The sequence below is a fragment of the Kocuria sp. genome (assembly GCF_030538595.1).
In the GTDB taxonomy this organism is placed as follows: Bacteria; Actinomycetota; Actinomycetes; order Actinomycetales; family Micrococcaceae; genus Kocuria.
On sequence record NZ_JAUNTS010000025.1, the window covers coordinates 1 to 12,260 of the forward strand.

The window sequence follows — 12,260 nt, forward strand, 5'->3', positions numbered from 1 at the left end:
CTACCCCACACCGACGCGCCAGCCCCCAACTACACCCTCATCTGTGAAGAGCCGGATTGTGAAGAGCCCACTTTGATGGTGATGGTGAGACCTGTGGTGCAATCAAGGTGGTGTCCGACCACTCAGTTCAATGAGGCGATGAAAGCATCCGACGCATGACACAGCGGGGATAGCCTGCGCCGATAGCGTCAGTCATACCGACCTTGGCAAAACCAGCCTTCTCAAATAGGCTCGTGTGCCGAGGAACGCCATGGTTGTGTCGATACGCTCGTCTGTGTCTGGCGGATAGGTCTCGACTGCCGGGGCGCCCTGTTCTGCGGCATAGGTCACTGCCCCGTTAATCACCTGTAGCGCATAGCCCTTCTTGCGGAATCCGCTACTGCGGACCACCACGCAAATGATCGCCCACACGTCAACGTCATCGACACGGCGAATAAGTTTGGACGCCTCGAGCCGGGGAATCATGGAGCGAGGTCCGATAGAGCACCAGGCAACTGGAACCCCGTCGTCATAGCCGATAACGCCCGGACCGGGGTTGCGATGACAAAGCGAAAGTAGGGCTTCTTCGCGAGTGTCACCGAGTTCACGCATCTGAGCAGCCGTGAGCCGATGCGACAAGCACCAGCAGTGGTTGACCCGTAGGCTGGGATTCGCAACCGTGACGAAGTCATCGAAGTTACCGGGCATTAGGGGATGAATTTCAAAAGACATTAAATTAGTCCAATCTGCATTCTGGAAATGCGATTCCCACCAACACTCCTAGTGGATTGATTCGCACAAAGGGGGCGGAATGCCTTCCTCTAGCTCTTGTGAGTGCCGAGAAATCTTCGAATGACATATTCGAGCATAAGTGAGGCTGCCTGGGTAGTGTTCGCGCGCAAGTAACTTGGTCATATCTAAGCCTTACCTGCAAGAGCCCCTCAGCCTGAAATTGCAGCCCTTTGAACCATAGGCATCAGCCTCGAACCACTCACGCGGCCAGCTGGTTAGACACATTGTCCGGGTCACCCTGCAGCATTTTGAGGCTGTGGTGGGAGACGTTGAAGAAGTCATAGTGGTGCCCAGCCCTGGCCCGGGGCATGGGGACGCTGGGGACCGTATCCCCGGGGCTCTTGACGATGGCCGTCAGGACGGCTTCCTTGGTGGGCGCAAGCACAGCATCCAAACGGGCCAGCACCGTAAACGGCAGGATGATCTCCCCGTACTCATGCTGCTTATAGGTGCCGCGCAGTAGATCAGCGGCGGCCCAAATGAAGGATGCGTGGTTGAACACAGTGGGTGTCTGCCTTGGATTGGGTTCTACGGTTCCTGCTTGACGGGGACTGCGGCGCGCGTGCAGTGGAGAGTTCATACGCTGCATGAACCCTCCACACAAGAGATGAGGCAGCGTTTGCTGGAGTTCATGAAGTTGGATGCCTACCTGGAAGACCAGGCAATCCCCTAAGCCCGCCCGCCCTGCGACAGCCCCGGGTTGTCCTCCATCGGCACGAACACGCAGAACGGATGGCCGGACGGGTCTGCGTAGATGTAGATCTGTTCGTCAGGTTCATCGGTCTCAGTGGCCAGGACCTCCGCGCCCAAGCTCACGGCGTGCTGATGGAAAGCCTCCAGTTCCTCACCGGAGTCCACCACAAAGTCCAGGTGAACCTGTTGTGGGCGCTGCGGATCAGGCCACTGCGCGCGGATCAACGTATCTACTCGCTCGCAGGAGATCCGCACTCCGGAGGGCCCCTGGACCGTGCACCAGCCGGCAGCATCATCGCTGGTCAGATCCGTCACGTACTCCCACCCGAACAGCTGGTGGTAGAACTCGGCCAGTCCCAGCGCATCCTCGGTGTCCAACACAATGGCCCGCAACTGGGGTTGAACTGACACACCCATGGGTAACTCCTCCTCCGTCGTCGTCGTGATCAGGCTACCTATCGCCAAATCCACCCCGGCCCCTCGCCTGTGTCACCACTCACCAATACAGTAAGCATCATGACTACTTCAGAAAACCAGCAAGTCACCACTGATCCCGCCGAGGTCAAAAAGGTCCACGACCTCATGGAGAACGTGGACATCGCCATGCTGACCACCACCGATTCCGCATCCGGCAACACCCGCCTGGTCAGCCGCCCTCTGTCCACTCAGGTGGCCGAGGACGGGGACATCCTTTTCCTCGTGCGCTCCTCCAGTTCCGTGGCCGCAGACATCCGCGCCAACCCGAACGTCAATGTGGCCTACGCATCCAACAAGGCGTGGGTATCGGTTTCGGGTGCTGCGACCATCGTCCATGACCGGGAGCTCGTGGAAGAGCTCTGGTCCAAGGGTGCTGACATGTTCATGGAGGGTGGCCCGGAAAACCAGGACAACGTGGTCCTCAAGGTCAACGGCGACACCGCCACCTACTGGGGCGGCGCCTCCCTGATCGGCACCGCGGTCAAAACCATTGGAGCGATCCGCAACAAAAACGACGACGACGACGCTCAAGGCGGCCCCACCACCGTTGAACTTCCCTGAAACTGGCGGTTGAGTGGTCAATCTTCTTGCTGATCAACACTGATGGGCGAGGATCTTGACCACCCAACCGCTCAATCAAGCGTTTTGACCACTCGACACCCGTACCCCAACAGGACTCCCGCATAAGAATGAGCGGACACCTGACGCAAGTGTTAGGTCACCGTCTGTGGGTCTCCACCGAAGAGCAAGTCGCCCTTGGCGGGGAGGTCGACTCCCCCAACACCCAGGCGATGGGTCGCGGAAGCACCAGACCGGTCGGAGGGCGGTACATAGCACGGCCCTCGAGCTCGGACATGGTGAAAGCCTGGTAGACCATGCAGCGAATGTAGCGATTGGGATTAGCCTCGTTGACCTGGCCCATCCGAACTCCGGTAACGCTGCCTTCCAGGGCTGGTCCGACGACGTCGATCGGATGCGGGCCCGTATCAGGGGTGTCCCTCTCCTTCGGATGGACACCCCTGATCGATTTTTGCCTCACCGAGTACGAATCCCGCCGCCGGCTCGGGTTAGCGTGAACCCATGGCAGCGTCGGACACAAAACCCCAGGGGCCGAACAACCCACTCCTGGTCCTCGGGAAGATCAGCGCAATCCTTGACGCGTTCACCTTGAGTCGCCCCACTTTGACGCTGACCGAGATCCGTGAGGCAACCGGCATGCCCACGTCCACCGTTCAGCGCTTGGTCACCAACCTGGTGGCGCAAGGGTTTCTCGACCGTGAAGAGGATTCCTTCCGAGTCGGGATGAAGATGGCCTACTGGGCTGCTCCGGCCACCCGCGGCATCGAAATGCTCGACCTCTTCACACCTCTGCTCAAGGACCTCCGCGACCTCACAGGTGAAACAACTGCCTTCTTCAAAGCCGAAGAGGCATACAGGGTCTGTATCGCCTTGGCAGAGACCCGCCATGCACTCCGCCGCGAGATGCACGTCGGCCGTATCCTTCCGCTGCACGCCGGGTCGGCAAGCCACGTGCTGCTGGCGTGGCGCCCGGAACTGCTGGAGAAGATCCTTAGCTCACCGCTGGAACCGCTCACGGAGTTCACGATCACCAGTTCCGAGGACCTTGAGGCGGCGGCTCGACGAACTCGCCGTGATGGCTTTTCCATCACGGTTGGTGAACGAGATGACGGCGCATCGGGCCTGTCTGCTCCAGTGTTCGATGCCTCCGGTGTGCTCATCGGGGCGGTGACCATCAGCGGCCCCACCTTGAGGATGCCGCATTCGGTGTGCGAAGGCTGGGTTGAATCCCTCCTGTCGACCGCCGAACGCATGACCCGGCTGATGGGCGGCCGATTCCCCGACGAAGCCCGCTCTTAAGCGGTCGTGTCGCTGGCCTTTGTCCACTTGAACGCCGGGGCATTCGAATGAACCCCCTGCGCTGTTCGCGAGCGGTTGGGCTCGCCGAGCTCGGCCAACAGTCCCTCCGAGAGGTCGACCAACCTCCAAAGGCTCTCCGGCTTGAACCAGTCGGGCCGGGTTGCGAAAAGAAGGTCCTCACTGGCGGTGTTGCCACTGGCACCGGGGGCGAATGGGCATCCGCCGAGGCCCCCTAGCGCACCGTCGACGACGGTCGCCCCTGCGGACACCGCTGCCAACGCATTGGCCACCCCCAGGCCCCAGGTGTCATGTCCGTGGAAGACGATGCGCCTGGGCAGCGTTTCCTGACGAACACGTGAGATCAGAGCGCTGACTTGGGAGGGGACGGCTTGCCCCAAGGTGTCGCAGATGACGATGTCCTGTGTTCCGTCCGCGCGGGGGTCGTTCGCAATGGCCAGGACCCGCTCTGGATCCACCGGCCCCTCGAACGGGCACGTGAACGAGGTCGCCAAGCAGAGCTGGATTTTGCCACCCACCTCCTGAGCCAGTCGCACTGCCTCGGGAAGAGCCTCCAGGCTGGCCTCAGTCGTCCGACCGATGTTCGCCTGATTGTGAGAATCGGTCACGGAGAAGCAGTACTGGAAATTGCGCGCGCCCGCTGCGGCTGCCTTTGCGACGTGCCTCGGGGTGGCCACCCAGATCCAGCACCGGTCCAGCTCCTCCGGGGTCAGGTTTTCGACCACCTCCAAGGTATTGGCCATCGGCGGCACCAGGTCAGCACGAGCCATCGACCCCAGCTCGATTTCCGGTACACCCAGGCGAATGAGCTCCCGCACCACCTCGACCTTCCTGTCAGCCGGGAGGACTTTGCCCGTTAGCTGGAGTCCGTCCCGGAGGGTCACATCACGCAGTTCAACAGGGTGTTGGTGGGTGGAGTTCATGCCGAAAGCCTCTCTTCGGTGGTGGATGCAGCAACGATCTGCTCTGCGGTGAGGCCCAAGAGACCGCCCAGAACCTCGTGGGTGTGCGCGCCGAGATCCGGGCCCAGGTGGTCGATGGGCAGCGACTCATCACCGATGACCGGCACAATGCCCGGGAACCCGACGTCAGTGAGTGTCTCTTCTCCCGTGGAGACGTCCATCTTCTGAATCATGTTGCGAGCCGCATACTGTTCGTCGTCGCTGATGTCGGCGGCGGTGAGAATCGGTCCCGCGGGAACACCTGCCGCGTCCAAGGCTTCGAGCGCCTCAGCAGATGTCCTCTCGGCAGCCCATTCCCCGATGGCTGCATCGAGTTCTTCGCGGCGTGCCCACCGTTCGGCATTGGTCTGCAACTGCGGATCGACGGCGAGATCCGGGCGACCGATGGTGTTCATGTACCGCTGGTAGATCGAATCCCCGTTGCCGGCCACCACGATGCTCGCTCCGTCGGAGCAGACATACGCGTTGGACGGTGCGATGCCTTCCATGCGCCCGCCCACGCGCTCCCGGGTGATCCCGTAAGCCTGGTAGTCCGGAATGAGGGATTCCATCATCGAGAACATCGCTTCATGAAGAGCGACGTCGATGATCCGTTCCCTGAGCGGTACCGCCTCGGAAGAACTGTTCGGGCCACGACGCACCTCCCGCTGGTACAGGCTCATGACGACGCCGAATGCAGCGTAAAGGCCGGCGATGGAGTCACCGATGGACACTCCGACACGCACCGGTGCACGGTCCGGGTCACCCACCAAGTTGCGGAATCCGCCGTAGGCCTCGGCCACGGCCGCGAACCCCGGTCTTTGGGACAGGGGACCTGTCTGCCCGAACGCCGATATGCGGCTGATGACCAGTTCCGGGTTGAGAGCGTTGAGGACATCGGGATCGAGGCCCCATTTCTCCAACGTTCCCGGCCGGAAGTTCTCCAGCAACACATCGCATTCTGCAACAAGGCCTTTGATTGCATCACGCCCGGCATCAGACCGAAGGTCCAGCGTCACAGACTTCTTGTTCCGGTTGATCGTGCGGAAAAGCATGGAGGTGGTGCCTTTGTAGAGGCGCCAGTTGCGCAGTTCATCTCCCGTGCCGGGGCGCTCGATCTTGATGACCTCCGCCCCGAAGTCTGCCAGCAGACGCCCGGCGGTGGGAGCTGCGATGTAATTGCCCAGTTCGAGGACACGGACGCCGTCCAAGGGCTTGATCGGCGAGTCAGTCATGAGTTCTCCTCCAGAAGTCGGTAAGTGTGCGACGGCGGGCAACCGCCCGGAACATCGCTTTAGATGAACAGCCCCAGGGCCAACGTGCAGCCCAAGGCCACCACGGACGCCACCGATACCCCCAGTGAGCAGGACTTCAAGGTCCCCTTGGTGGTCTGCCCGAGCATTGATTGCAACAGCCAGAACGTGTTGGACGTGACATGCACCAGGAACAGTGACCCCGCCCCGGCGGCCAGTGCGATGAGGACCGGATCCAGACCGATCTGCGGGGCCACCGGGGCCAAAAGACCGGCCGCGGTGATAGCAGAAATCGACACGGATCCAACGGCGACGTGCAGGACTGCGGCGATGACCCACACGGTGAGCAGCGGAGCGAAGGAACCGGCGGAGAAGTACTGACCCAAGATGTCTCCCATGCCGCTTTCCGCAACCACAGCGGCCAACGAGCCACCCGCGCCCGTCAGGATCAAGATCTGCCCGGATTCCCGGAATCCGTTGACCACCGCTGACTCCACGCGCTTGCGGCCGATGGTGAACCTCCCGACGTAGCTGGTCCCCAACAGGCTGATCAGCAGAGCAATCACGGGGGATGAGAGGAAATCCATCGGCGGGCTGGAGAGCCCCACCATGTCGAGGATGGCGCCGCTGGCAATGAGCCCGAGTGCCAACAGCATGGGAGTGAACAGCAGGATCAAGGGCGGTTCTTTCTCCTGGCGTGTCACACCCTGGTGAACTTGACGCGGGAGCAGACCCACGCGGGTCCCATGCCCGTCGACCAGTCCACCCTTGGCTTCAGTCTGAGTAGAGCCGCTGTCCATTGCGGCGAGTTCAGATTCACCGTCGTCCGGGGACTCTTGGTCTTGTTCGATCTTCCAGAGCCCGCGGGGGATGAAGAAGTTCATGATGGCGATGGAGATCACGATCGTCGGAACAATGACGATCAGACCGAAGATGAGCATCTTGCCCAGCGGGACACTCAACAATCCCGCGAGCGCCAAAGTTGCCACGCCAGGCACCATCAGGACGATGCCGCATTCGAGGCTGATGGCCATCGCCGTCGCCATCTTCGCAGTACCGTATTTTCCCAGGTGGGGCGCGATCCTGCGAGCCAGGGGTGCGCTCATCACCAACAGGACATCCAAGAAGATCGACTGCAGCAAGGTTCCCAGAGTCAGCCCAAAGGCGTAGGGCACTCCACGAGGTCCGAAGATGCGCAGCAGGCCGTCCACCAGACGCTGGATGGCCCCCATCTCGTTGAGGATCGAGCCCATCAGGACCCCCCAGGCGATCAACAATCCGACTTCGAACATGATGTCCCCGAAGCCTTGCATGATCGTCTCGGTGGTACCCGTAGCACCCATCCCGGTGGCTAGCCCCAGCACCGCGGCTCCGATGACCAACGAGACCACGGGGTTGATCCGCATCTGCACGATCATGACGACGATCGCCAGAATCACGGCGCCGGTAATGGTCAGGATCAGCCAATCAGCCATTGATTCCTACCTTCTGATCCACCTGCCCCCATCGGTCGATGTGGGCAGGATCACTTCGCTGTTTAGCCCATAATGTAAGTCACACACCACATAGTGAGCAATAGAAGTCTGGCGTTGATCCGTTCCCATCGGAGCCATCGCTGGTCAGAGAAGGGATTTTGCTGTCGCAACATCGCCGTCACGGACGCTCTGCTACCGTCTGTGCTCATGGGAACACTGGTTTCAGCGCCCGTGATGGGGCGCTTCTTCACGTATCGCGACCGCCGCCACTGACGGCGTCGTCGCAGGTCCTTTCGCTGCAGCGCGCCGTCACCACCGAGATGCAAGGCACCTCGGTGGGGCCACTGAGCCATACCCGCTTGAGTGATCCCTGACGACCCGAGGTGCTCCACACCAAATCTCTTGGAGCGCACTCATGCCACGTTTTCGCCATGGCGGACGCCACGAACTGGGCCAGAACTTCCTCACCCACACACCAACCATCAACCACATCTCGGAACTCATCTCGACCACCTCAGGCGCCATCCTGGAAATCGGTGCCGGCGACGGCGCCCTGACGCGCCGGTTGGCCGAACTCGGCAGGCCACTGACGGCCATCGACATCGACGAGCACCGCGCCCGCCGTCTGGCCAACCGCTTCCCGACGGTGAAGGTCGAATGCGCAGACGCTATGCGGTACCCGTTGGATTCACCGGTCGTCGTCGGGAACATCCCGTTTCATCTGACCACTCCCCTCCTACGCCGCCTCCTCTCCTCGGGCGAATGGCGGCACGCCGTCCTGCTCACGCAGTGGGAGGTGGCGCGCAAACGCGCGGGAGTCGGCGGGTCCACGATGATGACCGCTCAGGCCGCACCGTGGTTCGAATTCAGCCTGGAAGGCCGGGTCCCCGCCGCCGCTTTCAAGCCCATGCCGAGCGTGGACGGCGGGATCCTGAGCATCATTCGCCGCGGACCGCCGTTGATCCCCAGGGACCAACGCAGGGCTTACGAGCAGTTCGTGCGCCGTGCGTTCACCGGCCGGGGCCGGAGCTTGACCCAGATCCTCGCTCACGCCTCCGGACACAGCACGACGACGACCAGCCGGACGCTGGCCCAAGTCAGCATCGCTCCCCGCTGCTTGCCACGTGACCTGACACCGCACCAGTGGGTGCAGGCGTGGGAGAGGCTGGGGAATTAGGGCCGAGGCGACATCGGGTGGGGCGTGCGCTTCCTGCGCTCACCCCACCCGATCACGGCTCCGTCACGCGAACCGCGGAACCACCTCGTCCACGAACAACTGCAGGGAACGCTTCTTCTCCTCGTGCGTCATCCCGTTGTCGGTCCAGTAGCTGTACTCGTCGTAGCCCATGTCCTGGTAGCGCTGGATCCGCTCGGAGACCTCGTCCGGGGTGCCGATCATCGCGGTCTGGTGCAAGGATTCGGCGGCAAACTCTGGGCGCTTACCACCCGAGTACACGTGAGCACCTTCGTCCACGCCGATGCCAATCTAGGACCTGACCTTCGCAAGCTGCGGTTCGAAGGCCAACGGCCCCAGTTCGGTGCTCGGCTCCAGCGGATCCCCGATCTTGATGCTCGCGGCCCGCGTCAACGTTTCGTGCGGGGACTCCTGCGTTCCACCACATCGCCAACCCCAACCCGCCCAGGTTCTACAACCGTGCAGCCATAACCCAACAGCAGGCCGGGGCGCAGCTGGCCCAGCAGGCTGGCATCCCGCTCACCAGTTCCCGCGTGGTGATTGATGATCACACACCGTTCCAGCTCACGCTCCACTTCAAGGACCGCGCCACCAACTTCCAGCCGCGATCCAACTGTCAGGGAGAGGGGTTTCGCCCGGTCGTCCAGCACCATGTTGGCGCGGTAGCGGGCAACGTCGTCGGGAAGCTGACCCAACTCCGAGCGCAGGAGGAGGCTCACGGGCGAGGACCACAAGAAGTGCCCGGGTTCCTCCGCGCAAGCCAAGTGAAGGCGCTGACCAGCGATGCCCGAAATACGATCCGCCAGCGGACCACCGAAAATCCGAGCTGTGACCGCACGACTGTAGTAGCGAACGGTGTGGGGAGTGCCACCCAACAAGACATCATCTGCACGCGGCACCTCAGATGGGCCGGCAGCCAATCCCACCATCGCCGGAAAGTCCGTGGCCTTGATACACCTCAGATCCGGTGCCACGGGCGACCAATGCCGATCTCCCACCACGCCTTTGCGCACAACCTCCACCGCATCCGGTGTACTCCAATTCAGGCCCTTGACCAGTGCCAACCCCAGGCTTTCAACGACGACGGTCATACGACCGGATCGGCTAGAGCGTAGATCCATGCCTGTGCCGTGGAGCCGTCGTCCAACTCGACTTCCGTGAGAACGCGTTGGTATTCGGCACCTTCGAACTCATCCAATCGAACCCACCAGTCAGGCAAGGATTCGGCGGTCAACAGCCAGCCTTCTACGGGAGGTCGCGCGGAAGAGTCCAGAACGATCGCTGGGTGGCCAGAAGCTGCACCCCAGCCCTTCTGCACCAAACGACCGCACACGGCACCGCGCTGCCACACACCACCCAAAGGCTTCAACACGTGCTCGTTGGGGCGACCGGGTGCAAGAGTCCCGTAAATGAACAGACTGTTGATATCCACGGGACCCATTGAATCACCGGGAATACCGTCGCCACTTGGAGTCGCGACGCACTTCGGCTCACTGAGCCCTATTCTGATCTTGGCCATCCCGCATCCGTGTGGTCTGACGTAGAGCTAGAGGAGGAACACCATGTTCGGAACTCGCCCCCGCCCGGTGACGGCTGAGGAGTATGCAACCCTGCCGCACGTCGTGATCGTGGGTGGAGGATTCGCGGGGGTCAACGCAGCACGGCGCCTGAAACACTCCAAGGTGCGCATCACGCTGGTGGACCGCAATGTCTTCAAGACCTTCCAGCCGTTGCTCTACCAAGTGGCCACCGGGGGTCTGAACCCGGGCGATGTCACCCTGTTCCTGCGAGGCATGGCGCGTGAAATCCCCAATCTGCGGGTCCGACAGGGAGAAGTCACCGGCATCGACCCCCGGACCAAAACCATGGAGATCGAGCAGGGAGAGACTGAGCCATTCACCCTGGACTACGACTACCTGGTGATTGCGAACGGCCTGACCACCAACTTCTTCGACACATCAGGAGCCGAAGAACATGCCATGCCCATGTACACCCGTCAGCACGCCACGGCCATCCGGGATCGAATCTTCGCCGAGTTGGAGCGCACCAATCGTTCAGAAGACCATGATTGCTTGGTGGTCTCTGTGGTCGGTGGCGGTGCCACAGGCGTGGAGATCGCAGGTGCGCTGGCCGATTTCCGGCGTGACGATCTCACGGTGATGTACCCGGAACTTTCCGAGGAAGTGCTTCATATTCGCGTGATTCAGCGCGGGACGGATCTCTTGAAAAACCTTGATGAGCCGGCCCGCCGGTACGCCGCTGACGAGCTACGCCAGCGCGGAGTTGAACTGGCTCTGGGTGAGGGTGTGAACCAAGTCGGCTACGACTGGGTGACCCTGACAGATGGCACCCAGCTGGAATCCGACATCACCATTTGGGCGGCAGGGGTCGGGCCGGCTGAGGCAACCAAAGAATGGAATCTTCCCCTGAACGATCACGGGTTGATTGCCGTGGACCAGTCGCTACAAGTTGAAGGTCTCCCGGGCGTCTACGCAGCCGGTGACATTGCCGGGCAGGTGAATCCGATCCCTCAGCAGGCTCAGCCTGCCATTCAGACAGGTGTGCATGCAGCCAACATGATCCTGGCTGACCTGGAGGGTCAGCCACACGCTCCATTCCACTACCGCAACCTGGGTGAGGCAGCCACGATTGGCCGACGCGACGCCGTCGTCAGCTTGCCGAACGGTACGAACATCACCGGCACGGCCGGGTGGCTGGCGTGGATGACCATTCACGTGGCCAAGCTGATCGGTCACCGCAACCGCCGTGCCGTGGCCGTGAACCTGTTCTCCCTGTACGCCGCCCGCCGCAGCGGGCACAAGCCGAACCCGGTCACGGGCGATGTGGACTCCCTGACCGCCGCGCGTGTATTCGCCGAGATGGCCGGGACCAGGCGATTCGGGGCTGGCCACCGGGGGTGATGCCGGCTTCGGGACGCCCGAAAGCCACCCAGATGGCCGGGGCCCATCGAATCGAGCTCCGGCCATCTGGGTTATTGCTTCACGCTGCCAGGCCGAACATCACTGCTCGGCCAGTTCGATGGAAGTCACGTTGAACTTGGACGTTGCCGTTCCGACCACCGTGTAGTTACAAGAACCGAAGTTCCCAGTCACGTTGACCGGGTAGGAAATCTGCGTCAAGTGATCGCGGTTGGTGGCACCTCCTGTTGAACTGGTTGATGACTCAGCCAACCGGAAGCTCGGAGCGAAGGCCGCTCCACCCCCTGGGAAGATTCCGGAAATGCTGCCACCTGCAACCACAGGGGCGGTGTAGCTCTGGCCGTTGAGCAGAGTGACGTCCGCCGGACCTGAAGCTGTGAGTGTCGCCTGGGTGCCGGACTGGAGGTTTCCTCCGTTCCAGTACGCACCAAAGGTCACCTGCTTGTCCAGGAGGTTGCCCCCAACTTCAGTGTGCGAGGGTGCGGTGAGTTGGAAGTCGCTGGCCGCCGGGCACGATTCCGGGTTGGTCTGTGCAGATGCCGCCGGGACTGTGGCCAGTGAAAATGCGGCTCTTCACAGATGAGGGTGTAGTTGGGGGCTGGCGCGTCGGTGTGGGGTAG

Annotated in this window: 14 protein-coding genes; 4 read left to right on the forward strand and 10 right to left on the reverse strand. The window is 61.9% G+C overall.

The window, feature by feature from the left end; translation table 11 throughout:
* Positions 1-192: 192 nt before the first annotated feature.
* The 3 genes from Q4G32_RS13730 to Q4G32_RS13740 all read right to left on the reverse strand — a co-directional run bounded on the left by Q4G32_RS13730 (position 193) and on the right by Q4G32_RS13740 (position 1,881).
* The gene (locus tag Q4G32_RS13730) at positions 193-711 is read right to left on the reverse strand and encodes a GNAT family N-acetyltransferase (protein WP_303352288.1); all 519 of its coding nucleotides are present in this window, start codon (positions 709-711) and stop codon (positions 193-195) included.
* A gap of 259 nt (positions 712-970) precedes the next feature.
* Positions 971-1,273, reverse strand: a complete 303-nt coding sequence (locus tag Q4G32_RS13735) for a type I restriction-modification system subunit M N-terminal domain-containing protein (RefSeq protein ID WP_303352290.1) — start codon at positions 1,271-1,273, stop codon at positions 971-973.
* A gap of 167 nt (positions 1,274-1,440) precedes the next feature.
* Positions 1,441-1,881: a VOC family protein gene (locus tag Q4G32_RS13740; protein WP_303352291.1), complete on the reverse strand. Its 441-nt coding sequence runs from the start codon at positions 1,879-1,881 to the stop codon at positions 1,441-1,443.
* A gap of 99 nt (positions 1,882-1,980) precedes the next feature.
* Here Q4G32_RS13740 and Q4G32_RS13745 point away from each other — a divergent pair, with 99 nt between their 5' ends.
* Complete coding sequence (locus tag Q4G32_RS13745) at positions 1,981-2,502, forward strand: pyridoxamine 5'-phosphate oxidase family protein (RefSeq protein WP_303352293.1); 522 nt, start codon at positions 1,981-1,983, stop codon at positions 2,500-2,502.
* Positions 2,503-3,021: 519 nt separating this feature from the next.
* Complete coding sequence (locus tag Q4G32_RS13750; RefSeq protein ID WP_303352294.1) at positions 3,022-3,819, forward strand: IclR family transcriptional regulator; 798 nt, start codon at positions 3,022-3,024, stop codon at positions 3,817-3,819.
* Here Q4G32_RS13750 and Q4G32_RS13755 read toward each other — a convergent pair.
* The 3 genes from Q4G32_RS13755 to Q4G32_RS13765 are packed head-to-tail and all read right to left on the reverse strand — an operon-like array spanning position 3,816 to position 7,506.
* Positions 3,816-4,760, reverse strand: coding sequence for a hydroxymethylglutaryl-CoA lyase (locus tag Q4G32_RS13755; protein ID WP_303352296.1), 945 nt, complete (start codon positions 4,758-4,760; stop codon positions 3,816-3,818). The two genes, Q4G32_RS13750 and Q4G32_RS13755, sit on opposite strands and share 4 nt — an antisense overlap.
* Positions 4,757-6,013: a CaiB/BaiF CoA transferase family protein gene (locus tag Q4G32_RS13760; protein ID WP_303352298.1), complete on the reverse strand. Its 1,257-nt coding sequence runs from the start codon at positions 6,011-6,013 to the stop codon at positions 4,757-4,759. The genes Q4G32_RS13755 and Q4G32_RS13760 overlap by 4 nt, the downstream gene beginning before the upstream one ends.
* Positions 6,014-6,072: 59 nt before the next feature.
* Positions 6,073-7,506: a GntP family permease gene (locus Q4G32_RS13765; protein ID WP_303352300.1), complete on the reverse strand. Its 1,434-nt coding sequence runs from the start codon at positions 7,504-7,506 to the stop codon at positions 6,073-6,075.
* Between the two features lie 415 nt (positions 7,507-7,921).
* On the opposite strand from Q4G32_RS13765, the gene erm reads away from it, so the two are divergent.
* Entirely contained in the window at positions 7,922-8,683 is a 762-nt protein-coding gene (gene erm, locus Q4G32_RS13770) for a 23S ribosomal RNA methyltransferase Erm (protein WP_303352302.1), read from the forward strand.
* A 63-nt stretch (positions 8,684-8,746) separates the two neighbouring features.
* Here erm and Q4G32_RS13775 read toward each other — a convergent pair whose 3' ends face one another.
* The 3 genes from Q4G32_RS13775 to Q4G32_RS13785 all read right to left on the reverse strand — a co-directional run bounded on the left by Q4G32_RS13775 (position 8,747) and on the right by Q4G32_RS13785 (position 10,133).
* Positions 8,747-8,980: a hypothetical protein gene (locus Q4G32_RS13775; protein ID WP_303352304.1), complete on the reverse strand. Its 234-nt coding sequence runs from the start codon at positions 8,978-8,980 to the stop codon at positions 8,747-8,749.
* A gap of 110 nt (positions 8,981-9,090) precedes the next feature.
* Positions 9,091-9,792: an MOSC domain-containing protein gene (locus Q4G32_RS13780; protein WP_303352305.1), complete on the reverse strand. Its 702-nt coding sequence runs from the start codon at positions 9,790-9,792 to the stop codon at positions 9,091-9,093.
* Complete coding sequence (locus tag Q4G32_RS13785; protein ID WP_303352307.1) at positions 9,789-10,133, reverse strand: gamma-glutamylcyclotransferase family protein; 345 nt, start codon at positions 10,131-10,133, stop codon at positions 9,789-9,791. The genes Q4G32_RS13780 and Q4G32_RS13785 overlap by 4 nt, the downstream gene beginning before the upstream one ends.
* Positions 10,134-10,263: 130 nt before the next feature.
* Between Q4G32_RS13785 and Q4G32_RS13790 the strand changes: the two genes are divergently transcribed.
* A complete protein-coding gene (locus tag Q4G32_RS13790; protein WP_303352308.1) occupies positions 10,264-11,622 on the forward strand; it encodes an NAD(P)/FAD-dependent oxidoreductase in 1,359 nt (452 codons plus the stop codon).
* A gap of 99 nt (positions 11,623-11,721) precedes the next feature.
* Here Q4G32_RS13790 and Q4G32_RS13795 read toward each other — a convergent pair whose 3' ends face one another.
* Positions 11,722-12,078, reverse strand: coding sequence for a hypothetical protein (locus Q4G32_RS13795; RefSeq protein WP_303352309.1), 357 nt, complete (start codon positions 12,076-12,078; stop codon positions 11,722-11,724).
* Positions 12,079-12,260: the final 182 nt, after the last annotated feature.

Bases quoted from the DNA above. Each gene is read 5' to 3' on its own strand.
- Q4G32_RS13750 (WP_303352294.1), top strand. From the start codon at position 3,022: ATGGCAGCGTCGGACACAAAACCCCAGGGGCCGAACAACCCACTCCTG.
- Q4G32_RS13745 (WP_303352293.1), top strand. From the start codon at position 1,981: ATGACTACTTCAGAAAACCAGCAAGTCACCACTGATCCCGCCGAGGTC.
- Q4G32_RS13790 (WP_303352308.1), top strand. From the start codon at position 10,264: ATGTTCGGAACTCGCCCCCGCCCGGTGACGGCTGAGGAGTATGCAACC.
- Q4G32_RS13780 (WP_303352305.1), bottom strand. From the start codon at position 9,792: ATGACCGTCGTCGTTGAAAGCCTGGGGTTGGCACTGGTCAAGGGCCTG.
- Q4G32_RS13760 (WP_303352298.1), bottom strand. From the start codon at position 6,013: ATGACTGACTCGCCGATCAAGCCCTTGGACGGCGTCCGTGTCCTCGAA.
- erm (WP_303352302.1), top strand. From the start codon at position 7,922: ATGCCACGTTTTCGCCATGGCGGACGCCACGAACTGGGCCAGAACTTC.
- Q4G32_RS13730 (WP_303352288.1), bottom strand. From the start codon at position 711: ATGTCTTTTGAAATTCATCCCCTAATGCCCGGTAACTTCGATGACTTC.
- Q4G32_RS13755 (WP_303352296.1), bottom strand. From the start codon at position 4,760: ATGAACTCCACCCACCAACACCCTGTTGAACTGCGTGATGTGACCCTC.
- Q4G32_RS13740 (WP_303352291.1), bottom strand. From the start codon at position 1,881: ATGGGTGTGTCAGTTCAACCCCAGTTGCGGGCCATTGTGTTGGACACC.
- Q4G32_RS13765 (WP_303352300.1), bottom strand. From the start codon at position 7,506: ATGGCTGATTGGCTGATCCTGACCATTACCGGCGCCGTGATTCTGGCG.